The following is a 25,790-nucleotide window of genomic DNA, read 5'->3' as shown; positions in this document are numbered from 1 at the left end:
CCGCTACCCACCGTAGAGGGCGGAGGTGCGGGCGGCGGCCTCGGCGACCATCGTCCGCAGCTCCGGCGGCGCCAGCACCTCCGCGTCCGGCCCGAACCGCAGCACCTGCGAGAACGCCACCTCCACCGACTCCACCGCCAGCTGCACGGTCCCGTCCGGCTGGAGCGAGCCGAGCGCGTCCGCCAGCGCGGCCGGGTCGGCGATGTGCCGCAACATGCGCTGCCCCCGCTCGCTCAGCCGCAACGTGATCACGTCCCGCAGCAGCGAGCGGGTGAACTCGGCCGACTGCTGCGCCCAGAAGGCGGCCAGGTCGAAGCCGGGATCCCGGTCGAAGGCCTCGGCGAGCACGTCGATCGCGCCGAACCGGTGCACCCGGAAGATCAGGAACCGCGTCCCCAGCCGCGCGGCCAGGTACCAGACGCCTGCCTTCAGTACCAGCCCGTACGGCTCCAGCGTGCGCTGGTTGCCCTTGTACACCGTCCGCACGCGCCGGTCGTTCCACACCGCCCTGGCCAGCGGCGCCAGCGCAGGCGGCGGCGGGTCGTCGCCGGCGAACCAGCCCGGCGCGTCCAGGTGGAAGCGCTGCGCCGCGGTCGCCGGCGCGTCACGCAGGGCCGGGGACAACGCGGCGGCCGCCTTCAGCCGGGCGGTCGCCGCCACGTCGTGCAGCCCCATCTCGCGCAGCGCGGCCGGCACGCCCGACAGGAACAACGCCTCGGCCTCGGAGCGGTCCAGCCCGGTCAGCCGGGTCCGGTAGCCCTCGAGCAGCCGGTAGCCGCCGCCGCGGCCGCGGTCGGCGTACACCGGCACGCCGGCCTCCGACAGCGCCAGCACGTCGCGGTGCACGGTGCGCTCGGAGACCTCCAGCTCCTTGGCCAGCTCGGTCGCCGTCATCCCGCCCCGGCCCTGCAACAGCAGGACCAGGGACATCAGCCGCGAGGCGCGCACACCGGCATCACCACCGCCGAGGGCCGGTCGGGTGAGTGGAACACCTCGACGTCGGCGGGCACCATCGGGCCGCCCGCGCCGAGGGGGTCGCCGGTGCCGGGGTTGCGGGCGATCGTCGGGTACGCCCCGGCCGCCACGTGCACCCGGATGCGGTGGTCGCGCCGGAACCGGTGCGCGATCGGCCACAGGTCCACCTCCACCCGCCGCACCTCCCCGGCTGACAGCGGCCCGAGGCGGCGCACCCCCTCGCACACGTTGACCGAGCGCCCGTCCGGCCAGACGTCGCACACCCGCACCACCACGTCCACGTACGGGGTGCTGGAACGCACGAACACCTCCGCGCGGACCGGGCCGATCATCTCCACGCCCGACTCCAGCGCGGGCGAGCTGTAGACCAGCACGTCGCGGCGCTGCTCCAGCCGCCGCTGGTCGCGCGGCCGGGAGTCGCCGAGCAGAACCGGCCCGCCGATCACCGGCGTCGGATGGTCAGGATGGTAGCGGAACCGGTCGGGCCCGGCCTCCCGCGGACTGTCCACACCCAGCCCGAACCCGTGCTGGAGATGCCACCGCTGCTCGCGCATGCCCGGCACCGGCCAGTCGGGGTAGTCACGCCACTCCTCGGCGCCCGTCACGTAGATCCGCACAGGGTCGGGCCGCAGCCGGGACAGGTCGCCCATCAGATGCGCGCGGAACCACGCCGACGCCTCCACCATCGTGGGCCGGGCGTGCCGCGTGTCGATGTGGTACCACGGCCCGATCGTCAGATAAGGCCGCCGGCCCGCCGCCCGCAGCGCCGCGTAGTCCTTCAGCTGCCACGGCAGGAACACGTCGTACCAGCCGCCCAGCATGGTGACGGCCGCGTCCACGTCGCCGACCTTCAGGGAGAAGTCCCGCTTGTCCCAGTACGGCACCGCCGGGTCCGCGTGATGCGTCACCAGATCCTGGAAGAAGGGCAGCGGCCGGCCCGCCGACACCAGGTCCAGCTCGGCCACCGGCCGGCCGGACAGCACCGCCCTGCGGGTGAGCCGGGGCGCGGTCCACAACGCGGCGCCGCCGAAGCGGCGCGACATGGCGTCGGTGAGCGTGGTCCAGCTCAACGCCGACTCCAGCGCGAACGCGCCGCCCACGTAGGCGGCGTCCCTGAACTGGGAGGCGGTGATCTGCAGGGACATGGCCTTCAGGTCCGGCCCGGCGTAGGGGGCGATCGCCCACTGCGTGTAGCCGAGGTAGGAAGGGCCGAACATCGCGAACGACCCGCCGTACCAGGGCTGCTGGCGCAGCCACGCGACGGTCGCCAGGCCGTCGTCGTGCTCGTCGCCGAGCGGATCGAGCAGGCCGCCGGAGCCGAACCCGCCCCGGCAGCTCTGGATCACGACGTGGAAGCCCTGCCTGGCGAAGCCGCGGCCGAAGAACCAGCCGAACGGCCCGCGCCGGCCGTAGGGGGAGCGCATCAGAATGACGGGAGCCCGTTCGCCCGTGGCCGGAGCGTAGTGGTCGGCCAGCAGCGTCACGCCGTCGGGCATCGGCACCGGAAGATCGCGGTGGAGCCGCACGCGTCTCATGTACTAACCAGTAACAGATGCCGCCCGGGGTGCGGTAGCCCGGGGGCACCGTGGGACCTATCTGTCGAGCTGGACCGCGATGTCGCTCACTTGGCGGTTGGACGGGAACGTTCCAACCAGGGTCGCCGCGCCGGTGAGCACGTTGACCGAGTAGAAGCGGTAGGCACCGCGGACCTTGAGTGTGGCGTACGCGGCGTTGGACACCGTCACGCCCCTGCTCAGCCTGCTGTAGACGTCGAACCCGGCGTCGGTGGCCGCGTCCACGCCCAGCTTGCCGGTGGGGGCCAGGTTGCCGGCGTTGGCGGGGGACTGGAGCGAGACCTGGTCGTTCATGGTGTCCACGTCGATCAGGCTCGTCGCGGTGGCCGCGTTCAGATCGTTGTTGGTGTAGCCGGCGGCGGTCACGCCGGTCGCGGTCGCCCCGGCCGTGGCGGGGGGCACGGGCGGGTTGGTGAGAGTGCCGTCGGTGGCTGTGGTGTTGCGGGCGGGCGCGCCGTTCGGGTCGTCGATGTTGTGCCGCAGGTTCTGGCCGGTGTCGCTGATCACGCGCAGCCGGTTGGCGGCCGGGTTGAAGTCGACGCCGAAGGTCCCGCCCTGCAGCGCGACGGTCAGCTGCGACACCTTGGTCGCCCGCGCGCGGCTGTCGAGCGTGTAGATGCCGCCCCGGTCGCCGACCGCGTACAGCCGGCCGTCCTGGACGCGGTAGTCGATGCCGACCACCCTCATGTCGCCCCTGAGGCCGCTGATCCTGCCGGCCCGGTCGACGTTGCCCGGTTTGTCGCTACGGAAGACCACCAGGTCGCCGGCGGTCGTCAGGCCCGCCACGAGCGGTCCGGCGTTTCGGTGCTGGGCCTGCGCGGGCGAGGCCAGTACCGCGCCCGCGCCGAGGACGGCGACGGCGAGCGCCAGTTGCTTACGCATCAGATCTCCTTGTGTGGGGTGTTGCCTTGCCCCTTTCTTCGCTGATGGGACCGTTGCGGATGACGTTCGGGGACGCGCACGACGTTGACGGGCCGTCGGGCTGGACGCGCCGCGCGAGCCGCGTTGCGCGATCTTGATTGGCCGGATAACCTGTCGGCATGCGAAATCACGCTCAGCTCCAGTGGTGGCGCCGCTCCTAGGCGGCGCGGGTTTCGCATTTCTCGACGGACGGCCGCCCCGGATGGCGGCCTTTCTCGTGTCCGCCCCCGGGGCTCGATCTTTTGACGTGATAAGGGGCAGCAGATGGAGACCAGCGGATATACCACCGCCGGGGGCATCGGGGTCGAGCGCGAGGCTCGCGAGGTGGACGAGACGGCGCTCGAAGAGATCGTGACGGCTCTCGGCGAACGACGCGGCGGCGCGTTCTCCTCGGGCATGGACTATCCGGGCCGTTACAGCCGGTGGGCGTTCGGCTATGTCGATCCGTGCCTGGAGCTGGTCGCCAAGGGGCGCACGATCAGCGCGACCGCGCTCAACGAGCGCGGCAGGGTCGTGCTGCCCGCCGTCGCCTCCTGCCTGCTGGCCGCGGGCAAGCCGGTCACCGAGCCCACGGCCGACCGCGTCGAGGTCCACGTACCCGAATCCGAGGACCTGCTGCCCGAGGAGATGCGCAGCCGCCGGCCGACCGTCTTCACCGCGATCCGTGAGGTCATCGCCGCCTTCCGCGGCGACGACCCGCACCTGGGTCTCTACGGCGCCTTCGGCTACGACCTGGCCTTCCAGTTCGAGCCCATCAGGCAGGAGCTCCCGCGCCCCGACGACCAGCGCGACCTCGTGCTCCACCTGCCCGACCGGCTGGTCGTCATCGACCGGCAGCGCGAGACGTGCGTCGAATACCGCTACGAGTTCACCGTGGACGGGACCACCACCCGCGGCCTGGAGCGCACCGGCGCGAGCACGCCCCTCGCCGTCCCCGGCGAACTGCCCGCGAACCCCACGAAGGGCGACTACGCCAAGGTCGTGGCCGCCGCCAAGGAGAAGTTCAAGCGCGGCGACCTGTTCGAGGTCGTGCCCGGGCAGGTCTTCCACGCCGCCTGCACCGACCCGGCCGCCTTCTACCGCGGCCTGCGTCACAGCAACCCGGCCCCGTACGAGTTCATCATCAGCCTCGGCGAGGGCGAGCACCTCGTCGGCGCCTCGCCCGAGATGTACGTCCGGGTCACCGGCGACCGTGTCGAGACCTGCCCCATCTCCGGCACGATCGCCCGCGGCAGCAACCCGGTCGAGGACGCCGAGGCCATCCGCACGCTCCTGTCCAGCATCAAGGAGGAGTCGGAGCTGACCATGTGCACCGACGTCGACCGCAACGACAAGTCGCGGATCTGCGTGCCGGGCACGGTCAAGGTCATCGGCCGCCGCCAGATCGAGCTCTACTCCCGCCTCATCCACACCGTCGACCACATCGAGGGCCGGCTGCGCCCCGAGTTCGACGCGCTCGACGCCTTCCTCACCCACATGTGGGCCGTCACCGTCACCGGGGCCCCCAAGACCTGGGCCATGCAGTTCATCGAGGACCACGAGGCGACCACCCGCCGGTGGTACGGCGGCGCCATCGGCTTCATCGGCTTCGACGGCTCCATGAACACCGGCCTGACCCTGCGCACCGCCCAGGTCAAGAACGGTGTGGCGACCGTCAGGGCCGGGGCCACGCTGCTGTTCGACTCCGACCCCGAGTCCGAGGAGCGTGAGACGGAGCTCAAGGCCAGCGCCCTGCTCGGCGCCCTGGCCACGGTCAACCAGCCCGACGCCGTCCCGGTCGCCGAGCCCAGGCCGCAGCCGGGCTTGGGCATGAAGGTGCTGCTCGTCGACCACGAGGACTCCTTCGTCAACACGCTCGCCGACTACTTCCGTCAGGAGGGCGCGGACGTGGTGACGTTGCGTCACGGCTTCCCGGCCCACATGATCGACGAGATCGGCCCCGACCTCGTGGTGCTGTCGCCGGGGCCGGGCTGGCCGACCGACTTCGGCATGGCGGCGCTGCTCGACCAGGTCTACGCCCGCGACCTGCCGGTCTTCGGCGTCTGCCTGGGCCTGCAGGCCATGGTGGAGCAGGCAGGCGGCACACTGGAGCTGCTCGGCTACCCCGAACACGGCAAGCGCGGCCAGGTCACGCGGCTCGGCGACAGCGCGCTGCTGGACGGGCTGCCCGAGCAGTTCACCGCGGCCCGCTACCACTCGCTGCACGCCAAGCAGCCCGGGGTGGTCGGCTTCGCCGCGACCGCGCTCACGCCCGACGGCAACGTCATGGCCATCGAGGACGTCGAGCGGCGGCGCTACGCCGTGCAGTTCCACCCCGAGTCGATCCTGACCCAGGAAGGCGGCGCCGGCGCGAAGGTCATCGCGAACGTGCTACGGCTCTGCCGCCGCTAGGGCGGTGCGAGTCTGAGCCGCCCGGCTGGGGGATGCTCGCGCTGTCGCGCAATGGGGCGGCCCGCGCTGTCGCGCAACACGCCCAGGCGCGCGTAGCTCGTAAAAGGGCGGCGGGTGCATGCGGGACTCCCATAGAGTCTCCGCATGCACCCCGTAGATCTACCCGGCACGGTGCGTGACGCGCTGCTGGCCCCGCTCGTCGACCACCACTGTCACGGGGTGCGCAGAGACGACCTGACCAGGGCCCAGTTCGAGCTGCTCATCCACGAGGGCGGCAGCGCGGCCCCGCCGGGCACCACCCACTTCGACACGCCGTTCGGCCTGGCGATCCGGCGCTGGTGCGCGCCCCTGCTCGACCTGGAGCCGCACGCCCCGCCCGCCGTCTACCTCGCCCGCCGGGCCGAGCTGGGCGCGGCCGAGGTCAACAGCCGGCTGCTGGCCGCGGCCGGGGTGGTGGCGTTCCTCGTGGACACCGGGTCCGAGGACGCGGACCTGCTGTCGGCGGCCGAGATCGGACGATATGGCGGCGCGGCGGCCGACGAACTGGTCAGAATCGAGCAGATCGAGCACGACGTGGCCGAGACCGCCGAGCTCGCCGTCGACTACCTCGACAACCTCGGCGAGGAGCTGACCGCCAGGGCCGCCAGGGCGGTCGGCCTCAAGACCGTCATGGCCGGGCTCTGCGGGCTGGACTTCGACCCGGCCAGGCCGAGCAGAGGCTCTGTGATCGCGGCGGCCAACCGGCGGCTGGCCGACCCGAAGGAGCCGCTCACCGACCCCGTCCTGCTGCGCCACCTGCTGTGGAACGCGATCGAGGTGGCCAGGGAACGCGGCCTGCCCGTGCAGTTCCACACGGGCCTCGGCGGCGTGCCGGGACTCGGCGGGGGCGGGGCGGCGCGGTTCGGCGGTGGCGCGGGGGCGGACCTGCACCGCACGGACCCGGCCAGGCTGAGCACCTTCATCGCCGGGCTCCAGCCCGCCGGCGTGCCGGTGATCCTGCTGCACTGCCATCCGTTCCACCGCCAGGCCGCCTACCTGGCCGGCCGCTACCCGCACGTCTACGTGGACGTCGGGCTCGCCCTGCCGCACACCGCCGCCGCGTCCGCCAGGGTCATGGAGGAGCTGCTGGAGCTGGCGCCGTTCCACAAGCTGCTGTTCAGCTCCGGCTGCCGCGGCGCGGCCGAGAGCTGTCTGCTGGGCGCCCTCTACTACCGGCAGGCGCTGGGCGCGGCGCTCGCGGCCAGGGTCGGCGCGGGGGAGTGGAGCGCCGCGGACGCGGCCAAAATCGCGCACATGATCGGCTCAGGGAACGCCCGCCGCATTTACCGCTTGTGAGAGGACTCCTCCTCCTGGAGGGAGTGAGCGTCCAGGCCCTCGGCCCGCTGTGGTTCCCAAGGGATGCTGCCGACTGGGTGGATCAGGGCTGCACCTCCCCGGACGTGTCGCACCGCAGGCGCATGATGACAGTCCCGTAGACGTAGGACGGCTGACGGGCGTGCCGATCCAGGCGCTGCCCGGCCGATCCTCGATGGCGCGGAACCCGGGAGGTGATGTCCGGCCTGCTGCCGCCGAGTCGCGTCGGCGTCGACTGTTCGTACGCCGGCTGCGGGTCATCGCCAGTCCGGATTCGCGCTCGGGGCCGTCGGGTCAGTGGGGGCGGCCGTCGAGGCAGGCGCCGAGTTTGGTGCCGACGACCTGCATGGCGTCGGCCAGGGCGGCCGTCTGCTCCGGCGTCAGGTGGTCGAAGAGGACCTCACGAAGAGCCTGTGCATGGTGAGGGGCGATCTCCGCGATGACCGCGCGCCCCGCATCGGTGATCTCCGCCACGCTGGCCCGCCCGTCGCTCGCGTCCGGCCGCAGCCGTACGTACCCGCGCTCGACGAGCTTGCTGACCCGATGGCTGAGCCGGCTGATCGACACGTTGCCCACGGTCGCCAGGTCGCTCAGCCGGAGCGGTTGCCTGGTCAGGGCGTTGAGCAGCCCGTATTCGATGTGGACCAGGCCGTGGGCCCGGAAGGTGCGCTCCACCTGCGGGATGCCGACGAGCATGACCGCGAGCAGACCCTGCCACGCCCGCTGCTCGTCCTCGCCGAGCCCTTCGACCAACGAACCCCCACGGTCAGATGCGTCCCGCCACTACGACGACGGCCATCGCCAGCAAGACCAGATTAACCGTGAAAGGCTCCTTCCGCCTCCGGTGCACCAGGGCGGCACCGATCATGATGAGCCCGAGCCCGGCGGCCGCGAGCGGGGTGAGGACAGGGGCGATCCTGGTGGCCCAGGGCAGCACCACGCCGATCCCGCCGAGCACCTCCAGTGCCCCGATGCCCTTGAGTTGCGCGCCGGTGAAGTCCTCCTGGTACGCCTGCTGCTGCCGCATCCGCTCGCTGAGCGGTACGAACTTGCCGATCCCCGAGAGGACGAAGGCGACGCCTAGCAGGATCTGCACGATCCAGAGGAAAACGTCCATAAGCTTGACCCTTCAAGTTTTCACTGGGGCCCCGACTGTAGACCTAAAAACTTGAAGCGACAAGCATTGTCTGGCCGCACCGCCCCTGACCTGCCCGGGCGCACGTCGTACCGCAGAGAATGGGGCCAGAGGACGGGGAGGGACGCCGACTCGCGCCGAGGCGCGCGAGCTGGTTTGCTGGGGCTGTCACAACGCAGCCGATCCGAGCGGGGGCTCCCATGGGCACTGTCGAACCCGAGATCAAGTTTCGTAGTGACATGGACGTGGAGCTGATCAAGTCCGCCGCATCGGACGCCGATGTGCTGTGGGCCGCACGCGTCTCCACGAAGGGGGAGAGCTCGCTGGCCGAGCTCGAAGCCGACCCTCAGCGCTCCAAGGGCCTCATCAACTTCCTGATGCGCGACAGGCACGGCACGCCGTTCGAGCATTCGTCCATGACCTTCTACATCAGCGCGCCGATCTTCGTCTTCCGCGAGTTCATGCGGCACCGCACCTTCTCCTACAACGAGGAGTCCGGCCGATACCGTCAGCTGGTCCCGGTTTTCTATGTGCCCGGCCCTGATCGCCAGCTGGTGCAGGAAGGCAAGCCCGGCAAATACGTGTTCAAGGACGGCACTCCCAAGCAGCACGAGATCGTGACCGAGGCGACGCAGGAGAGCTACCGGCAGTCCTACCGTGCCTATCTGGACATGCTGGAAGCCGGGGTCGCCCGCGAAGTGGCCCGCACGGTGCTCCCGGTCGGTCTTTACTCCTCGATGTATGCGACCTGCAACGCCCGCGCCTTGATGAACTTCCTGTCTCTCCGGGTCAAGCGAGAGGACTCCGCGTTCCCGTCCTTCCCGCAGCGGGAGATCGAGATGGTCGCGGAGAAGATGGAGAGACTGTGGGCGGAGCTCATGCCCCTGACCCATGAGGCCTTCGAGGCCAACGGGCGCGTCTGCCCCTGAACGGCATCGCCTCACGCACCCCCGCTCACGCCTCCGGGCGGAAGCGGCGGGGCGGGGTGTGGATGTCGAAAGGCAGGCGCCGCTGGCCCAGGATCGAGTGCGGCGGCGTGCCGGGCGTGATCAGGCCGAGGCGCTCGAACGCGGGGAAGCTCGCGGAGGCCGCGGCGAGATAGCGAGGGCGCATGACCGGGTGCCAGATGCTGTAGACCCCCAGCTTGCCGCCCCGACGCCGATACCAGCCCAGGGTGGGATGGGTGAGCCGCTCCAGCCAGTCGGGCTCGCCCGTGAAGCCGTCCAGGAGGCTGAGCGGCTGGGGGAGCTCGGTGGCGTCACAAGAGGCGTCCCCGGCGTCGAGCCGCCAGCGCGCCGGGGTGCCGTCCCAGTCCGCCTCGATGCGGATGCGGTCGCGGCGCCACGGCATGCCCCACAGGTGCTGCGGGATCGCGACGACGGGGTGGTCGAGGCTGGTGCCGAAGAACCACACGCCCGTCTTGCCGTACGCCGTGACGTAGGCCCGGTAGTTGATCTGACCACAATCGATGCTCATCTGCGGCAGAAACCGGAAGTGGAAGTCGCGGTCCTTGAAGGCCACCGCGGAGATCAGGGTGCCCGGTCCGTCGTCGAAGTCCATCTTCATCGGAGCGAAGCCCTCGGGCAGGTGCCGGGCCACCGCGTCGGCATCCACCCGGTAACTGATGATGGAGAAGTCGTCGAGGTCGGTCTGCGCGTGGTGCCAGCGCGGGTCCGGCCGGGGTGTGCCGTCGAAGCTCATGATGTCAACAGTATGATCGCCACCGCCCAGGCGAGCGACGTGGAACCTGCGCGGCCGGCATGCGTGGAGACCCGGTCGGTCGCCGTGGCGCGAGACGGCGACCGCAGGATCGGCCAGGCGTGGGCTCAGGCCAGCGCGGGCATCACGTAGACCTCGGCGCCCGGCGGCAGGGCGCAGTCCAGGCCGCCGAGTCCCCGGGAGTTCTCCCCGCACACGATCATGCTGATGTGCCTGCGGATGCATCCGTAGTCGTCGCGCAGCCGCTCCTCCAGCAGCGGATGCGTACGCCGGAGCATGTCGAGGGCGGAGCCCAGCGTGGGCGGGGAGTCGCGGTCGGCGCCCACGGCGAAGACCTTGACCTCCGTGCGCCCGCTCACCCAGCGGCGCAGCACGCTCGGCAGCACGAACACCACCATCGTCACGGGTTTCGTCACCATCGCCTACAGCACCGCCGCGCGCACGGTGAGCACGTCGGGCAGGTGCCGGCCGACCAGCGTCCACGTCGCGCCGTCGTCGCGGGATCCATAGACCTCGCCGTCGCGCGTGCCGAAGAACAGGCCCGCCTCCGACATGGTCATCGCGTCGCGCAGGACGGTCGCGTGCACGGGCTCCTCCGGCAACCCCCGGTCGAGGGGCTGCCACGTGGTGCCGGCGTCGTCGCTGCGGTAGACGCGGTAGTGGTGGTCGACGGGTGTGCGGTCCATGTCGGCGTGCAGCGGCAGCACGTAGACCGTGTCCGGCCGGGACGGGTGCACGACGATCGGGAAGCCGAAGTCCGACGGGAGCGGGGAGCCGATGTCGTGCCAGGCCCCGCCGAAGTCGTCACTGCGATAGACGCCGAAGTGGTGCTGCAGATAGAGCCGGTCGGGCCGGGACGGGTGCATGGCGACCTTGTGCACGCACTGCCCGAACTCCGGATATTGCTGCCCCTCGGGCATGAACGGGGCGCGAATGCCCTGGTTGGCCGCCTCCCAGGACAGGCCGCCGTCGGTCGAGCGGTAGAAGCCGCCTGTGGAGATCGCCACGCCGATGATCTTGGGGTTGGACGGGTGCGGGATGATCGTGTGCAGGCACAGGCCGCCGCCGCCCGGCTGCCACTGCGGCCGGTGGGGGTGCTCCCAGAGGCCTTCGACGAGCTCGTAGGTGACGCCGCGGTCCTGCGAGCGGAACAGCGCGCCCGGCTCGACGCCCGCCCACACGACGTCGGGCTCGGAGGGTGAAGGCGTCAGCTGCCACACCCTGGTCAGGGTCGCCTCGGTCTTTTCGGGGAAGGCGATGGGCGGCTTGTCCGCCTCACCCCAGGTCTGGCCGAGGTCGTCCGAATACATGACGGATGGACCGAAGTGACCGTATTCGATGCCGGCCAGGAGCCGGGGTGTGGTGCCGCGGGTGTCGATCGCCACCGAGGGCACCGCGACCGTGGAGAACTGGATCGGCTCGATCTCGAACGGACCGCCGTCCGCCGAGCGGGCGAGGAAAAGGCCCTTGCGGGTGCCGATCGCGAGCAGTGTGTCACTCATGCGGTTGCTCCCTTCGCTTGCGGCCATCGTGCCACGCGGGGCCGACAAGTTCCGAGGACTGGGAGATTCCCGCCCGCCCGCTCCACGAGGCCCTCGGCCGGGGCCGGCATTACCTGCCGGGTAATCGTGACGCTTCCCTCCAACCGATAGGTTTCCGGGCATGGGAGCGGTAGCCATAACAGAAGAGTCTTTTGGTGATCTGTTGCGCTCATGGCGGCAGCGGCGCCGCGTGAGCCAGCTCGACCTGGCCATCGAGGCCGACGTCTCGGCTCGCCACGTCAGCTTTCTGGAGACCGGGCGCGCCCGGCCGAGCCGTGAGATGGTGATGAAGCTGGCCGAGGAGCTGGGAGTGCCGCTGCGGCACCGCAACAGGCTGCTGGTCGCGGCGGGGTTCGCGCCGGTCTATCCCGAACGCGAGGTACGCGCCCCCGAGATGCAGGTCGTCCGGCAGGCGCTGGACAAGATCCTGGCGGGGCACGAGCCCTATCCGGCGCTCGTGGTGGACGCGACGTGGAATCTGGTGGCGGCCAACTCGGCGGCCGGGATGTTCATGGAGGGCGTGCCGGCCGAGCTGCTGAAGGAGCCGATCAACGTGATGCGCCTGTCGCTGCACCCGGACGCCATGGGCGGCAGGCTGCTCAACCTCGCCGAGGTGCGCGCGCACCTGCTGCATCAGCTGCGCCGGCAGGCCGAGATGTCCGGGAACGGGCGGCTGGCCGAGTTGCACGACGAGCTGGCGTCGTACACCTATCCCGGGGTGGATCTCAACGTGGCGCACGTGCCGGGGCCGGCGGACATCCTGGTGCCGCTGCGGATCGCGGCCGGTGACCGGGTGTTGTCGATGTTCACGACGATCGCGACGTTCGGGACGCCGGTGGACGTGACGGTGTCGGAGCTGGCCATCGAGACGTTCTGGCCCAATGACGAGGAGACCGCGGCGGCGTTCCGGTAGCCGTCGGGCGTCGGGTGGTGGCCAGGGGTCAGCGGGCAGTGGCCGGCGCGTCGGGCGGCGGGGTGTCGCCGGCCGCGACGGGGCCCTCGATGGACAGCAGGGCGGGGCCGCCGCCCGTGATGGGCAGGCCGCCGGAGACGGTGTAGGTGCGCACGTCGTACGCGCCGCCCGCGGGTGCGGCGGCGGCCGTGAAGGCGGGGAAGGCGTTGCCGCCGGGGACGATCGAGGTGGAGATGTAGTCGCCGGCCATGCGCCCCTGCGCGGTGTTGGCGAGCCAGTCCGGCTTCATCGGCCCGCGCAGCTCGGCGGGCGGGGACCAGCTGCCGCCTCCGTTGGCCGAGGAGGTGTAGGCGACGGTTAGCCGGCAGGTCGCCTCGGCGCAGGCGGCGTCGGGGTAGCGGTAGTAGGTGAGGGCGAGCCTGGCCGAGCCGCCGGAGGTGGAGCGGTCGACGCCGAGGCCGGGGATGAAGTGGTCGCCGCCGTCAGCGGTGACGCGGGTGACGTGGTCCCATTGGGCGCCGTCGGCCGACGTGGCCAGCACGATGTCGTTGCCGGCGCAGAAGAGCTGGAAGCGGCAGTCCTGCCAGACGACGTACACGGTGCCGGCCGCGTCCGTCTCGGCCGACGGCAGGGGTAAAGCGCGTAACCCGCCCGCCGGCGTGTGTCGCTGCACCGTGGAGACCGGCACGCTGTCGCTCCAGGTGGCGCCGCCGTCGCGGGAGCGGATGGCGCGGATCCGGTCGTCGTCGCCCAGGTAGGGCACCACGACGGCGCCGTCGGGCCGCACCACCGGCTGCGCGCCGAGGCCGGTCGCGGCGGTGGCGGTCACCGTCCAGGTCAGGCCGCTGTCGGCGGAGCGGGCGACGCTGATCGCATTGCCCGCGCCGTGGTCGTCGAACGCGACGTGGCAGCGGCCGTAGTGCGGGCTGGCGGGGGTGTTGTCGCAGGCGATCCAGCTCTTGTCGAGGTCACCGCCCGCCGCGACGACGACCGGGTCCGCCCAGGTGCGGCCGCCGTCGTCGGAGCGGCTGACGACGACGGCCGCGCCCGTGATCCCGTCCGTGTCGGTGAGCCCCAGCGAGGCCACGAGCCAGACGTCGTGCCTGGCGTCATAGGCCACGGAGGGATTGCTGACCCGCTGGTACGGCCCTCCGCCGAACCCGGTGATCCCCGGCAGCACGCCCTTGGCCCACGTGGCGCCGTTGTCGCCCGACGTCGCGAACGCGATGCCGGACGCCCCGCCGTCGAAGAACCTGCCCGCCTGCTGCGCGGTCACGATGGTCGTGCCCCACTGGAAGGTGTCGGGCCCGGCCTGCGTGCCGTGCTGGCTGGTGGCATTGGCGTACGCGTCCGCCCCGATCTCGGTCAGCCGGACGTCCGCCGCCGCCGGGGTAGAGGCGAGCAGCAGCGTGCCGGCGATGACGAGCGCGCCGATGGCTCGGCGGCCGGCGGGCGATGGCACAGTCGACCTCCAGGACTGGACGGCGCGCGTGTCACCTTCCACAACGCACCGTCCAGCCCCTCCTGTCAACCTCCCGATCAGAAGACGGGCCTGCGCGCCGTGAAGATCTCCTGCTCGTTGGCCGGGTCGGCCTGCGGCATCGGCGCCGTGCACGTCTTCGGCGGTACACCCGGCTCACCCGTGCCCGGGCACAGGAACAGCGCCGGCTCGCGCGTGTCCACCCAGGCCGGGTAGGCGCCGGTCGCGCTGGCCGACACCTGGATGTAGTCACCGAAGAACAGCCCGCCGAACTGCGTGGGCGGCGGCATGCTCGATGAGGTCACCCGCTGGGTCGCGTAGCCGGAGCCGGTGCGGGTGGACAGAGAGATGTCGGAGAAGCCGGTGACGGCGGCGTTGCCGTACTGGCGGTCGTAGTAGGTGACGACGTACTTGCCGCCAGGGGTGTAGTCGGAGCCGTGGAAGAACTGGTCGGTGGTGCGCTGCCCGGGCCGGTCGGTGGCCGAGGGCAGGGTGCGCACATCGGCCGAGGTGCCGGCGAAGCTCGCGCCGCCGTCGGTGGACTCGGAGACCACGATGTCGTTGTTGCAGGCGGACTTGACGCCGGTGTAGAGCGGGTTGCCCAGCGGCCCGGTGAAGCCGGTCGGCGTGCAGCCGCCGGACTCGCGCGAGTTGCGGCTGATGAACGATCCGTACGACACCGTCACCTGCGCGGGGTTCTTCGGGTTGACGTTGACGTAGGGGTAGTTGGCGGCCCGGAAGATCGAGGTGAACGTGGGGCCCTTTTCCGGCACGCAGGAGCGGCCGGGGTCCTGGCCGTTCTGGTAGGTGGCGCAGTCGGGCAGGTCGAAGAAGTCGCCGGCCTTCACCGGCGCGGAGTAGCTGGCGCCGCCGTCGGTGGACTTGGCCAGCAGCACCTGCAAGTGGTTGTCGCCCGGCCCGGCCGGGGTGGTGTTGTAGTTGGCCCACACCACGTACAGCGCGCCGTCGGGGCCGACGCTGGGGTGCGAGAACTGGTTGACGTTGCACCTGCCCCGCGGCGTGGGGACGCCGAAGGTGCTGGAGCACAGCGCGGAGTCGCCGCTGATCAGGACGGGGTCGCTGAACGACTCGCCGTAGTCCGCCGAGTACGCGCCGAAGATGTACGCCGTCCCGTCGGCGTCGAACGTCGTCCACGTCACGTACACGCGGTCCCTGAACGGGCTGGAGACGTAGTGGTCGACCGCCATGAGCTGCTTGTCCAGCAGGACGTTCCCGGCGCCCGCGGTGTCGGCGTGCTCGGCGACGGGCCGCCCGGTGAAGTTGAAGGAGGCGCCGGCCGTGCCCGTGGAGCGGAAGACGAACATGGCGCTGGACTGGTCGGGGTTGGGGCTGACGGTGCGGCCCCGGTTGAAGGCCAGGCACGACAGGTACACGTTGCCGCGGCTGTCCCAGTCCACCGACGGGTCGCCGCCGCCCTGCCAGTACTGGCGGGCGGCCCCGCCGAACGCGGTGCCCCTGGTGAAGCCGTTCGGCACGGTGGAGTCCGCCCAGCTCGCGCCGGCGTCGCCCGAGTACGACACACCGCAGGTGCCGTCACCGCGCCGGTAGTCGTTGTAGCCGGCCACGATCTGCCTGGGGTCGTTCGGGTTGACCGCGATCCAGGTCTCGTTCTGGGCCTGCGAGCGCCCGTGCAGGTCGGCGTCGGTGACGGTGGCGCAGTTGACGTTGACCTTGACGTTGTCGCCGCGGCGGTCGCCGCAGTCCGGCGTGGCCGCGGGTTTGAAACCGGTCAGCCCGCGCCGGGCGGCGCCGGACCGCTCGGCCAGGCCGTCCACGAGGGCACCCGAGACCAGGCGCTGCTGCCAGGGCTTGAGATCGTCGTAGCCGAACCCCTCGGCGCTGGCCTGGGGGCCCGATAAGGAGGTCGCGGCGAGCACGAGAGTGCCCGCGGCGGCCATGCTGAGGGCATGCCGGAAGCGCATCCTGCCTCCAAGAGACGGTCGGAACCGATGTCGGGTTCTCCCCGATCGGCCGCTCCACCCTTGGGGGAAGGACCCGAGAACTTGGACGCTATGCCTGTCTGGCCGCAGCGCCAATCCCTCGACGCTGACCTCATGTGGACATTTCGGTAAAGGGTTAGCGTTCGCCCTGGATGATGTCCCGGTGGATGCGCGACAGCGGCACGCCGTCGATCTGCAGGCGGCGGACGGTCTCGTTGACCATGCCGGGCGGGCCGCACACGTAGACGTCGTGCTCGGCCCAGGAGTGGAAGCGCTGCGTCACCTCGGGCAGGCGGCCGCGCATCCCGTCGTACGACTGCTGGTGGGAGACCACAGGAAGCACCCGCAGCCAGGGGAACGACGACTCCATCGCGATCAGGTCGGGCAGGTCGTAGAGCTCCTCGGCGGTGCGGGCGCCGTACAGCAGGTGGATGTTGGGGCGGCGGCCGGAGGCGATGATCGACTCGATGATCGCCTTCAGCGGCGCCAGCCCGGTGCCGCCCGCCACGCACAACACGTCGCGCATGCTCTGCTCGCGCAACGTCATCGTGCCCATCGGCGGGCCCACCATGAGCGTGTCGCCGATGCGGGTGTGCCTGATGAGCGTCGTGGACACCCAGCCGCCGGGGATCGAGCGCACGTGCAGCCTGATCGTGTTGTCCGTGCGCGGCGCGTTGGCGATGGAGAACGTCCGCCACACGCGCGGCCAGCGCGCGGTCTGCACGTTGACGTACTGGCCCGCCTGGTACGGCAGCCGCTGCGTGGGCCGCAGCGTGATGACCGCGATGTCGCGATGGCGCAGCTCATGGTCGATCACCTCGGCCAGCCACCACGCGGGGGAGACGCCTGAATCGTCGTCGGCGGATTCGATCATCAGATTGGCCGCGGCCGTGTAGGCCGCCACCCAGGCGGCCTCGATCTCATGATCCCAGATGTCGGCGGCGAAGCGGCGGATCGTGGCGAGCAGGGCGTTGCCGACCGCCGTGTAGTGCTCGGCGATCACGCCGTACTTGCGGTGGTCCCTGCCCAGCTGGCCCAGGAACGCGGCCAGGCTGTCCGGGCTGTCCAGGCTCCACACGATCCGGGTCAGCGCGCTGAACAGGCGGTCGCGCTGGACGTCCATGGCGGGCGGGAACATGGCGCGTAGGTGCGGGTTCTCCGCGAACAAGCGGCCATAGAAATAGGCCGTGGCGCGCTCGGCCTGCGGCTCGACGACGGAGAAACTCTCCTTCACCAGGCGCGGATTCAGCGACATAAAGAGCCCCACTTTTCGCCCGGAAATATATTCCGGTCTTGTCGTTCCACCTCCCTGACGGCTCCGGGTCGTGAGCGTGCGGCGGCCCCGGCACATCCGGCGCGCTCGAAAATGAGTCTTACACCGCCCACGACACGCCACAACCGTTTCCCCCCAATACGGTGCGAAGCAGAACTTTGCGTAGTGGTCTCGTGATTCTGCGCACAGGGCGTTAATATCGTTTCGGACGATTAATGTGAATAAAAGTCGTGTTCGCAGTTTGGTGTTCGGTTCGGCTGCCCGTTGGCCTGGATCGGCGCGGCCGCGGTCAGCTCCTCCTCCTGCTGCGTCGCCGGCGGCACGCGTTCCCAGTGCCGCCGGAGTATGTCACCTGCGGCGGACAGAGCCCGAAACGTTCCGGAAACCGCCCGGCGGGCGTACGATCCGGCCATGGCAGTCCTCCACCCCAGACGGGTGGCCTGGGAAGGCGCTCGGATCTTCGTCTTCGCCGCCAACACGGACGCCTACTGGTGGCTCAGCGACACGGTCGGGCACTACCTCGGGCTGATGTATCAGCTGCAGCTGTGCGAGACCCGGCTGCGCCTGCAGGCGGAGGACGACGCGTTCTACGCCGAGGCAGGGGCGTGGCGGGCCCGCCTGGACGAGCTGCTCGACACCCACCCGGAGACCGCCTCGATCCTCACCCAGCTGATCAGCGAGACATCCTTCCGCCTTCGGATGAAAAGGCACGAATCCGGTGGCGGGGGAGGCAAGTGGTAGCCGGGGATCTTTGGGATGGGTGACATATCGGAAAGGCTGTGCGCCATGATTGGGACAAGTGGCCGTCACCGCAGACGGGCTGGCGGCGGCACGAACTCCACCCTGCTCCGGGAGATCGCATGGCCCGACCGCTGATCGGAATCACCGCCTACTTCGAAGCCGCCCGCTGGGGCGACTGGGTGCGGGAGGCCGTGATCTCCCCGCCCTCCTACGCCAAGGCGGTCGCTCGGGCAGGGGGTGCGCCCGTGGTGCTGCCGCCGCTCGGCCCCCACGCCATCGAGGACTACGTACGCGGGCTCGACGGCGTGCTGCTGGCCGGCGGCGTCGAGATGGCGGCCGCCGCCTACAACGGCGAGCAGGACGAGCACGTCCCCGAGCCGCAGGTGCACCGCGACCGCTTCGAGCTGGCCCTGGCCAGGGCGGCCGTGCGCGCCGACGTCCCCATCCTGGCCATCGCCAGGGGCATGCACGTGCTCAACGTCGCGCAGGGCGGCACGCTGATCCCGTGGCTGCCCGAGATGCTCGACCACGACCGGCACGGCGAGCCGGGCGCCACGCACGCGATCCAGGTCAGCGTCTCCAGCAAACTCGGCAAGGCGATCGGCGACCACGTCGAGGTCGTCGCGCCGCACCACCAGTCCGTCCGGCGGCTCGGCAGCGGCCTGCTGGCCGTGGCCTGGGCCGATGACCAGATCGTCGAGGGCATCGAGCTGCAGGGCCACAGGTTCGGCGTAGGTGTGCAGTGGCACCCGGAGCGGGGCGCGGACAACCGGCTCTTCGATGCGTTCATGGAGGCGGCCCGCTAGGCTGCGATCATGCCGCTGCACCCCCAGGCGCGGGACTACCTCGCCTCCCTCGGGCCGGACGAGGACACCGACTTCGACGCGATCACACTGGCCGAGATCCACGAGAGGCGCGCACAGCCCGACGGCGTCGCGCTCCACCGCGGCCCGCTCACCAAGCTGCCCTTCGTCCGCGACGAGGTGGCCGAGGGCGTGCCCATCCGGATCTACCGCGCCGACCCGGGCGACGGGCCGCTGCCCGTGGTGGTCTACTTCCACGGGGGCGGCTGGGTCTTCGGCAGCATCAGGCGGTCCGACGCGTTCGGGCGCTTCCTGGCCGTCCACAGCGGGGCGGTGGTGGTGTCGGCCGACTACCGGCTGGCGCCGGAGCATCCGTTCCCCGCCGCCGCCGACGACGCGTTCACCGTCGTGCGCGACATCTTCGCCCGGCCCGCCTTCTACCAGAGCAATGGCAGCGTGGCGGTGGTCGGCGAGAGCGCGGGCGGCAATGTCGCGGCGGTCGCGGCCTGGCAGGCCCGCGACGCCGGGCTGCGGCTGGCGCACCAGGCCCTCGTCTGCCCTGTGCTGGACGCCGCGATGGACACGCCCAGCTACGCCGAATGCGCGAAGGGCTACGTCCTGCCGGCCGCGGAGATGGCATGGTTCGCGCGGCAATACGCCGACGGGGTGGATCGCGCGGACCCGCGGTTGTCCCCGCTGCGGCTGCCCGACGTCGCGGGGCTGCCTCCCGCGACCGTGGTGACGGCCGAATACGACGTGCTGCGCGACGAGGGCGAGGCCTACGCCCGGCGGCTGGCCCAGGCCGGCGTGCCGGCCGAGAGCCGCAGGTATGACGGCGCGCTGCACGGCTTCTTCGCCCTGCCCGGCCTGTTCGACCAGGCGGCCGAGGCCCGTGATTACGTGGCGCGACGGCTCAGGGAATCGTGGTGACCTACGACGCCTACACCAAGCTCGCGATCGACACCCCGGCCGGCGGCGTGCTGCGGATCACGATCAGCGAGCCGGGCAGGCTCAACGCCGTCGACATGACCGCGCATCGCGAGCTGGCCGAGATCTGGCGCGACGCCGGCCGCGACGAGAGCGTGCGGGCGATCGTGGTCAGGGGAGAGGGCCGGGCGTTCTCCGCCGGCGGCGACCTGTCCATGATCGAGGAGATGACCCGCGACCACGCCACCAGGCTGCGCGTGTTCGCCGAGGCCCGCGACATCGTCTACAACGTGCTCAACTGCGCCAAGCCGGTCGTCTCCGCCATCCAGGGTCCCGCCGTGGGTGCCGGGCTCGCGGTCGCGCTGCTGGCCGACATCTCCGTCGCCGGCCGCACCGCGCGCATCATCGACGGGCACACCAGGCTCGGCGTCGCGGCGGGCGACCACGCCGCGATCGTCTGGCCGCTGCTGTGCGGCCTGGCCAAGGCCAAATACCACCTGCTGCTGTGCGAGCCGGTGACCGGTGAGCAGGCCGAGCGGATGGGGCTCGTCAGCCTGTGCGTGGACGACGACCAGGTGCACGACAAGGCCATGGAGATCGCCGTCCGGCTCGCCGCCGGCTCCCAGGAGGCGATCAGGCTGACCAAATACTCGCTCAACAACTGGCTCCGGCTGGCCGGGCCGACCTTCGACGCCTCGCTGGCGATGGAGTTCCTCGGCTTCACCGGCCCCGACGTGGCCGAGGGAGTGCGCGCCCTGCGGGAGAAACGGCCCCCGTCCTTCGGCTGAGGGCTGGCGTGTGCTTCCCCAGGCCTCGGGTAGGCGCAAGCTCATGAAGGACAACGATGTGATCGACCTGCTGCTACGCCAGCACGAGGAGATCAAAGGCCTGTTCGACGAGGTCGAGAACGCCGCCCCGGAGGACAAAGAAGAGGCCTTCCGAAGCCTGGTGCGGCTGCTGGCCGTCCACGAGACAGCGGAGGAGGAGATCGTCCACCCGTACGCGCGCCGCAAACTCGACCACGGCCAGGAGGTGGTCGATGAACGGCTGGCCGAGGAGAACGCCGCCAAGGACATGCTCACGCAGATGGAGCAGGACGGCGTCGACCATCCTCAGTTCGCCACCAACCTCGCCACGTTGCGCAAAGCCGTCGTCGCGCACGCCGAGCATGAGGAACACGAAGAGTTTCCCAAGTTCAAGCAGGCCACCGGCGACAAGGAGCGTCAGGCGATGGCCGTCGGGGTGAAGGCAGCGGAGGCCATGGCGCCCACGCACCCGCACCCGGGGGTCGAGACGGCGGCGCAGAACCTGCTCGTAGGCCCGCCCGTTGCCATCATGGATCGGGCCCGGGACGTGATCCACAAGGCTATGGGCAAGCCGGGCTGAAGCGCGAGCAGGGCCGAGCACCCGGGGCAGTGAGGTAGTTGAGCAGGAGCTCCTCCGCCGCGGGTGCCCCTTTTTCCGTCAGGGCCTGGGACGGCGCGCGTGGAAGACGAAGGCCGGGGGAGCGTTGCGCCACACCGTGCGTCCCCGTACGACCTCTTCGAAACGCTCGGCCAGCAGCTCCCGGAAACGCCGCGCCGAGTTGAGCGGGATGGCGTGAATGTAGGAGAACGTCGTGAAGGCCGCTCCCTGGCACATCGACGCCGTCACGGCGCCCAGCAGATCCCTCTGCAAGCCTTCCGGGAAAGCCGCCCACGGCAGCCCGCTCACCACCACGTCCGCCTGTCGCAATCCCCGTTCCCGCAGGAGCTCGCTCAGGTGCGCCGCATCCGCGTGCGCCACGTCCACGGTGGGGAAACGCTCGGTGAGCAACCGCGCCAGCGGCTCGTTGACCTCCACGGCCAGATGGTGGCCGCGCCCGGAGAGCCGCTGCTGGATCTCCGCGGTGAACGACCCCGTGCCGGGGCCCAGCTCCACCACGGTCGGCTCGCCACGCTCGGGGATCGGCGTGCACACCGCGGCGGCCAGCTGCCGGGAACTCGGCGCCAGCGCGCCGATCATGGCAGGGGAGCGGAGGAACTGACCGAGAAAGAGAGCAGTGCCGTTAGACATAGGACAAAACTAGGGCCAAGATCTGACCAATCGCTCCCCCCTGAGGACGGTCCCTGCGGCCACAAGGAGGAGGAGGGGTCCTCCGCCGGGAGGATTGGCCCTTCATCGCGGCCGGATACCGTGTGCGCATGCGTTGGCGCGGTGTGCCGCTGGATGTCCTGCTGGCCGTTTCGGGTGTGGCTCTGGCCCTGTTGACCACGGCCCATGCGGGCGAGACGAACTCTCTGCCCGCGGAGCTGAACATTCCGATGGCGCTCCTGGCGGGCCTGCCCATGGGGCTGGTCCGGCGGTGGCCGGTGCCGGTCACCCTCTACCTGGCCGTCCTGCTCGTCGTCACCGACCAGCTGGGATCGCTCACCTCGAACACCGCGCAGATCCTCGTGTGCGTCGCGCTCGGTGTGGCCGGGTTCCGGTCCGGCCGGCGGGCCACGGCGGTGGCCGTTGCCGCCACGATCGGCGCGACCGCGGTCAACATCGCCGACCCCGGCATCGCGCTCACCGCCAACGCGTGGATGTACGCGGTGCTGCTGCCGGTCTTCCCCGCCGTGCTGGGCGCCTACCTGCGCAGCTCGGCCGGGCGCCTGGAGGAGCGCGACGTCACCCCGGACGCGCTGCTGGCGGCCGCCGGGGTGGCGATCACCGTGCTCAGCACCTGGACCTCCTGGCATTCGGGCACGCAGCCCGTCTGGGTCGTCGGGCTGCTGGCCGTGGTGGGCGGCCTGGCACTGGGCATCGCCCGGCGCTTTCCCGGGCTGGTCTTCCTCCTGCAGGGCGTGCTGCTGCTGTCCGCCGACACCTACCTGAACGACGCGGTCAACACGTGCGTGATCCTCACCCTCATCGCTGTCGGTGTGTTCGCCATGCGCGTGGCCTCCTGGCCGTGGACGGTGGCGGCGTACTTCGCCGGCTGCCTGCTGACCGCGATCGCCGTGGTCGGCGACGACACCGACATCACCCCGTTCCGCGTCGGCGTGCTCATGACGCTGGTCGCCACGCCCATCGCGATCGGCCGCTACCTCGGCGTGCGGCAGTCCGCCGTGGCCGCCGACCGGCTGCGCGCCGAGGAGGCCGCCCGGGCGGCGCTCGCGCAGGTGCGGGCCGACCAGCTGGCCGAACGCGAGCGCATCGCCCGCGACGTGCACGACATCGTGGCCCACCACGTCGGCGCCATGGTGCTGCGGGCCGGCGCCGCCCGCTACACCGCGCCCGACGGCCCCGTCGCCGACGCGCTCAACGACATCCGCGAGACCGGCCATCAAGTGCTGCAGGACCTGCGGGATCTGCTCGACCTGCTGCGCGAGGGGACCCGGCCGGACAACGAGCCCCACCTGCTGGCCAACCCCGCCGACGTGGTGCGCGAGTCGGCCGAGCGCATGGCCGCCGCCGGGCTCGTGGTAGACCTGGACCTCGACCCGGCCACCGACCAGGCGCCGCTCATCGCCCGCACCTCCGCCGCCCGCATCGTCCAGGAAGGACTCACCAACGTGCTCAAACACGCAGGCCCCGGCACCCGGGTCCGCGTCAGCGTGGTCCCCGCCGGTGAGGCGCTGTCGGTGGAGATCCGCAACGGCCGGCCGCCCACCAGCATCGAACGCCTGCCGTCCTCCGGCCGCGGGCTGGCCGGCATGCGCGAGCGCGTGCGCGCGCTCGGCGGCACCCTCACCGCCGGCCCCGACGGCGAGGGCGGCTGGCTGCTGGCCGCCAGCCTGCCTGCGCGCCTGCCCTCGGGGAGCGCCGTGTGATCCGCGTGCTGGTGGCCGACGACCAGGCGCTCGTCCGCGCGGGCGTGCGCATGCTGCTGCAGGCCGCGGGCGGCATGGAGGTCGTGGGCGAGGCCGAGGACGGCGCCGAGGCGGTCCGCCTGGCCCACCGCCACGTGCCCGACGTGATCCTCATGGACCTGCGCATGCCCAGGGTCGACGGCCTGGAGGCGATCAGGCGGGTGCTGGCCGCCCGCCCGGCGAGCAGGATCGTGGTGCTGACCACGTTCGCCGAGGACGCCAACGTCTACGCCGCCCTGCGGGCCGGGGCCGTCGGCTTCCTGGTCAAGGACGACGAGCCGGAGCGCATGGTGGAGGCCGTGCGCCGGGCGGCGGCCGGCGAGCAGCTGCTCGCGCCGTCGGTGCTGCGCAGGGTCGTCGAAGGGTTCCTGGCGGCCGAGGAGCAGGCCACCGCGCCGCCGCCCCCGGGGCTGACCGAACGCGAGGTGGAGGTGCTGGCCCTGGTCGGCACCGGCCTGTCCAACGCGGAGATCGCCGAGGAGCTGCACGTCGGCGTCACCACGGTCAAGACCCACATCGCCGCCGCGATGGAGAAACTGGGACTGCGCAACCGCATCCAGGCCGCGGTCGTGGCTCACCGCACCGGCCTCGTGGACGCCTCCTTCCGCCCGGTACGCCGCGGCCCCGGCTGACGCCTCCCCGGCCCCGGAGGTCCAGGTGTCCGCCGTCCGGCGGATCGGCGATCATCCCGCAGGCTGACGCCACGGCGCTGATCCGGGCGCGGTCACCGGCAACCGCGCGCCGCCGCTAAGGTTTCAGGTGTGCCCCAGGATGTGTACGTCAAGATCTGCGGGTTGACCGAGCCCGAGCACGTGGCCGCCGCGGTCGAGGCCGGCGCCGACGCCGTCGGGTTCGTCATGACCCGCAGCCCCCGGCAGATCGCGCCCGAGCGTGCCGCCGAGCTGGCCGCGCTGGTTCCCGCGCACGTGTTGACCGTCGGCGTGTTCCGCGGCGAGGACCCCGGCGCGGTGCGGGCGGCGGCGCTGACCTCCGGCGTGCGGGCCGTCCAGCTGCACGGCAGGCACCCGCACGGCGACTTCACCGCGCTCAAGGACCTCGGAGCCGTTCTGATCAGGGCGGTGGACGCCGAGGCCGACCTGCGGTGCGGCGCCTACGACGAGGACCTGCTCCTCGTCGACGCCCCCCATGCGGGCTCCGGTCTGCCGTGGGACTGGGCCGCGATCCGCGGCCGCCCGTCGGGGAGGTGGCTGCTGGCCGGCGGCCTCGCCCCGGCCAACGTGACGGAGGCGATCGCCGCCGCCGAGCCGTGGGGGGTCGACGTGTCCAGCGGCGTGGAGTCCTCGCCCGGCGTGAAGGACCCGGCCCTCATCACGGCGTTCCTGCAGGCGGTGCGGGGCGCCCGCCCGGCAAGCCGATCGGCGTGACGGAGGAGCTCGCGCGCGCCGCCGCTCTGGCGCGACAGGGCGCGGCGGCCGACCTGGCCCGCGCGGTCGGCTTCATGCGCGCCTTCGCCCGCCGCAGGGCGCCGCGGACGCTCCCGGTGCCCGGCGGCTTCGCGGTGCTCGACGAGCGCTACCCGGGCTCCTACGACGACAACAAGCTGATCGTCGGCGCCGGTGACGGTCCCGGCCCGGCCTCCGGCGCACTGTTGCGGGCGGCCGACGAGGTCCTCGCCAAGCGTGCCCACCGGCTGGTGTCGGTCGACGACGACCGCCTGGGCACGGCGCTGGCGGACGCGTTCGCCGCCGCCGGCTACGACCACGAGACCAACGTGGTCATGGCCTTCCGCGGCGCGATCCCGGCCGACCCGCCCGCCGCCGTGCACCTCGATCTGGAGGAGCTGGTGCCGGTGCTGCGCCGCGACTGGCGCCGCAGTCTGCCCCAGGCCCCGGAGCACGTGATCGACGATCTCGCCCGCCGCGTGGAGACCCGGCTGCGCGGCGCCGACGCGGTGGCCTTCCGCGGCCTGCGCGCCCCGGACGGCCGGATCGCCGCCAGGGCGGACCTCTACGCGCACGGCGGCGTGGCCCAGATCGAGGACGTCTTCACCGGCGAGGAGCACCGGGGCCGGGGATACGCGCGTGCCCTGATCATCGCGCTCCTGGCGGAGGCTGCTGGGGCCGAGCTGATCTTCCTGGTGGCCGGCGCGTCCGGCTGGCCGAAGGAGTTCTACGCCCGGCTCGGCTTCGAGGAGCTGGGCCGCGTCCACGCGTTCCTGCGCACCTGACCGGTCCCCGGGCAGTCCGCCGCAGGCGGGGCCGCTGTGGTGGAGTTCCAGGCAGTAGG

Annotated in this window: 25 protein-coding genes; 13 read left to right on the top strand and 12 right to left on the bottom strand. The window is 71.5% G+C overall.

Annotation, left to right across the window (positions count from 1 at the left end):
* Positions 1–3: 3 nt before the first annotated feature.
* From OHA25_RS39750 to OHA25_RS39740, 3 genes are read right to left on the bottom strand one after another with little or no spacing between them, the layout of a single operon-like run.
* Positions 4–948, bottom strand: a complete 945-nt coding sequence (locus OHA25_RS39750) for a helix-turn-helix transcriptional regulator (RefSeq protein ID WP_327582056.1) — start codon at positions 946–948, stop codon at positions 4–6.
* Positions 930–2,510 (bottom strand): CocE/NonD family hydrolase, encoded by a 1,581-nt coding sequence (locus OHA25_RS39745; protein ID WP_327582055.1) that lies wholly within the window; start codon positions 2,508–2,510, stop codon positions 930–932. The genes OHA25_RS39750 and OHA25_RS39745 overlap by 19 nt, the downstream gene beginning before the upstream one ends.
* A gap of 57 nt (positions 2,511–2,567) precedes the next feature.
* The gene (locus tag OHA25_RS39740) at positions 2,568–3,431 is read right to left on the bottom strand and encodes a DUF4394 domain-containing protein (protein ID WP_327582054.1); all 864 of its coding nucleotides are present in this window, start codon (positions 3,429–3,431) and stop codon (positions 2,568–2,570) included.
* A gap of 303 nt (positions 3,432–3,734) precedes the next feature.
* Here OHA25_RS39740 and OHA25_RS39735 point away from each other — a divergent pair, with 303 nt between their 5' ends.
* On the top strand, positions 3,735–5,861 hold the full coding sequence (locus tag OHA25_RS39735) for an anthranilate synthase component I (RefSeq protein WP_327582053.1): 2,127 nt from the start codon (positions 3,735–3,737) through the stop codon (positions 5,859–5,861).
* Between the two features lie 144 nt (positions 5,862–6,005).
* Positions 6,006–7,196 (top strand): amidohydrolase family protein, encoded by a 1,191-nt coding sequence (locus OHA25_RS39730; protein ID WP_327582052.1) that lies wholly within the window; start codon positions 6,006–6,008, stop codon positions 7,194–7,196.
* A gap of 312 nt (positions 7,197–7,508) precedes the next feature.
* Here the strand turns inward: OHA25_RS39730 and OHA25_RS39725 are convergent, their stop codons facing one another.
* Both OHA25_RS39725 and OHA25_RS39720 read right to left on the bottom strand, forming a co-directional pair.
* On the bottom strand, positions 7,509–7,967 hold the full coding sequence (locus tag OHA25_RS39725; protein ID WP_327582051.1) for a MarR family winged helix-turn-helix transcriptional regulator: 459 nt from the start codon (positions 7,965–7,967) through the stop codon (positions 7,509–7,511).
* Positions 7,968–7,980: 13 nt separating this feature from the next.
* Positions 7,981–8,331, bottom strand: a complete 351-nt coding sequence (locus OHA25_RS39720; protein WP_327582050.1) for a DoxX family protein — start codon at positions 8,329–8,331, stop codon at positions 7,981–7,983.
* Positions 8,332–8,549: 218 nt separating this feature from the next.
* Between OHA25_RS39720 and thyX the strand changes: the two genes are divergently transcribed.
* Positions 8,550–9,278, top strand: a complete 729-nt coding sequence (gene thyX, locus OHA25_RS39715) for an FAD-dependent thymidylate synthase (RefSeq protein ID WP_327582049.1) — start codon at positions 8,550–8,552, stop codon at positions 9,276–9,278.
* 25 nt (positions 9,279–9,303) lie between these two features.
* Here thyX and OHA25_RS39710 read toward each other — a convergent pair whose 3' ends face one another.
* From OHA25_RS39710 to OHA25_RS39700, 3 genes are all read right to left on the bottom strand, one after another.
* Positions 9,304–10,050, bottom strand: a complete 747-nt coding sequence (locus tag OHA25_RS39710; protein ID WP_327582048.1) for a DUF2071 domain-containing protein — start codon at positions 10,048–10,050, stop codon at positions 9,304–9,306.
* A gap of 125 nt (positions 10,051–10,175) precedes the next feature.
* Positions 10,176–10,487: a hypothetical protein gene (locus OHA25_RS39705; RefSeq protein WP_305918872.1), complete on the bottom strand. Its 312-nt coding sequence runs from the start codon at positions 10,485–10,487 to the stop codon at positions 10,176–10,178.
* Positions 10,488–10,490: 3 nt separating this feature from the next.
* A complete protein-coding gene (locus tag OHA25_RS39700) occupies positions 10,491–11,570 on the bottom strand; it encodes a WD40/YVTN/BNR-like repeat-containing protein (RefSeq protein WP_327582047.1) in 1,080 nt (359 codons plus the stop codon).
* A 160-nt stretch (positions 11,571–11,730) separates the two neighbouring features.
* Here OHA25_RS39700 and OHA25_RS39695 point away from each other — a divergent pair, with 160 nt between their 5' ends.
* On the top strand, positions 11,731–12,522 hold the full coding sequence (locus tag OHA25_RS39695; protein ID WP_327582046.1) for a helix-turn-helix domain-containing protein: 792 nt from the start codon (positions 11,731–11,733) through the stop codon (positions 12,520–12,522).
* Between the two features lie 28 nt (positions 12,523–12,550).
* On the opposite strand, the gene OHA25_RS39690 is transcribed toward OHA25_RS39695, so the two are convergent.
* From OHA25_RS39690 to OHA25_RS39680, 3 genes are all read right to left on the bottom strand, one after another.
* Positions 12,551–13,984, bottom strand: a complete 1,434-nt coding sequence (locus OHA25_RS39690; protein WP_327582045.1) for a sialidase family protein — start codon at positions 13,982–13,984, stop codon at positions 12,551–12,553.
* A 77-nt stretch (positions 13,985–14,061) separates the two neighbouring features.
* Positions 14,062–15,945 (bottom strand): sialidase family protein, encoded by a 1,884-nt coding sequence (locus OHA25_RS39685; protein ID WP_327582044.1) that lies wholly within the window; start codon positions 15,943–15,945, stop codon positions 14,062–14,064.
* Positions 15,946–16,099: 154 nt separating this feature from the next.
* Positions 16,100–17,218: a globin domain-containing protein gene (locus tag OHA25_RS39680; RefSeq protein ID WP_305918867.1), complete on the bottom strand. Its 1,119-nt coding sequence runs from the start codon at positions 17,216–17,218 to the stop codon at positions 16,100–16,102.
* A gap of 429 nt (positions 17,219–17,647) precedes the next feature.
* Between OHA25_RS39680 and OHA25_RS39675 the strand changes: the two genes are divergently transcribed.
* The 5 genes from OHA25_RS39675 to OHA25_RS39655 all read left to right on the top strand — a co-directional run bounded on the left by OHA25_RS39675 (position 17,648) and on the right by OHA25_RS39655 (position 21,093).
* Positions 17,648–17,977, top strand: a complete 330-nt coding sequence (locus OHA25_RS39675) for a hypothetical protein (RefSeq protein ID WP_305918866.1) — start codon at positions 17,648–17,650, stop codon at positions 17,975–17,977.
* Positions 17,978–18,096: 119 nt separating this feature from the next.
* Positions 18,097–18,783, top strand: a complete 687-nt coding sequence (locus tag OHA25_RS39670) for a gamma-glutamyl-gamma-aminobutyrate hydrolase family protein (protein WP_327582043.1) — start codon at positions 18,097–18,099, stop codon at positions 18,781–18,783.
* Between the two features lie 9 nt (positions 18,784–18,792).
* Entirely contained in the window at positions 18,793–19,710 is a 918-nt protein-coding gene (locus tag OHA25_RS39665) for an alpha/beta hydrolase (RefSeq protein ID WP_327582042.1), read from the top strand.
* On the top strand, positions 19,707–20,495 hold the full coding sequence (locus OHA25_RS39660) for an enoyl-CoA hydratase/isomerase family protein (RefSeq protein WP_327582041.1): 789 nt from the start codon (positions 19,707–19,709) through the stop codon (positions 20,493–20,495). Before OHA25_RS39665 ends, OHA25_RS39660 begins: the two co-directional genes overlap by 4 nt.
* A 43-nt stretch (positions 20,496–20,538) precedes the next feature.
* Positions 20,539–21,093 (top strand): hemerythrin domain-containing protein, encoded by a 555-nt coding sequence (locus tag OHA25_RS39655; RefSeq protein ID WP_327582040.1) that lies wholly within the window; start codon positions 20,539–20,541, stop codon positions 21,091–21,093.
* 78 nt (positions 21,094–21,171) lie between these two features.
* Here OHA25_RS39655 and OHA25_RS39650 read toward each other — a convergent pair whose 3' ends face one another.
* A complete protein-coding gene (locus OHA25_RS39650; RefSeq protein WP_327582039.1) occupies positions 21,172–21,762 on the bottom strand; it encodes a class I SAM-dependent methyltransferase in 591 nt (196 codons plus the stop codon).
* Positions 21,763–21,890: 128 nt separating this feature from the next.
* On the opposite strand from OHA25_RS39650, the gene OHA25_RS39645 reads away from it, so the two are divergent.
* From OHA25_RS39645 to OHA25_RS39630, 4 genes are all read left to right on the top strand, one after another.
* Complete coding sequence (locus OHA25_RS39645; RefSeq protein ID WP_327582038.1) at positions 21,891–23,504, top strand: sensor histidine kinase; 1,614 nt, start codon at positions 21,891–21,893, stop codon at positions 23,502–23,504.
* Complete coding sequence (locus tag OHA25_RS39640; RefSeq protein ID WP_327582037.1) at positions 23,501–24,175, top strand: response regulator transcription factor; 675 nt, start codon at positions 23,501–23,503, stop codon at positions 24,173–24,175. Before OHA25_RS39645 ends, OHA25_RS39640 begins: the two co-directional genes overlap by 4 nt.
* A 129-nt stretch (positions 24,176–24,304) precedes the next feature.
* Positions 24,305–24,928 carry a phosphoribosylanthranilate isomerase gene (locus tag OHA25_RS39635; RefSeq protein WP_327582036.1) on the top strand — a complete coding sequence of 208 codons (624 nt, stop codon included), beginning with the start codon at positions 24,305–24,307 and terminating at the stop codon, positions 24,926–24,928.
* Positions 24,925–25,731 (top strand): GNAT family N-acetyltransferase, encoded by an 807-nt coding sequence (locus tag OHA25_RS39630; RefSeq protein ID WP_327582035.1) that lies wholly within the window; start codon positions 24,925–24,927, stop codon positions 25,729–25,731. Before OHA25_RS39635 ends, OHA25_RS39630 begins: the two co-directional genes overlap by 4 nt.
* The last annotated feature ends 59 nt before the right edge of the window (positions 25,732–25,790 follow it).

Origin of the sequence: Nonomuraea sp. NBC_00507 (assembly GCF_036013525.1) — a bacterium.
Classification (GTDB): Bacteria; Actinomycetota; Actinomycetes; order Streptosporangiales; family Streptosporangiaceae; genus Nonomuraea.
Note: the sequence above shows the minus strand (reverse complement) of the source record. Positions and strands in the feature narration are given on the sequence as shown.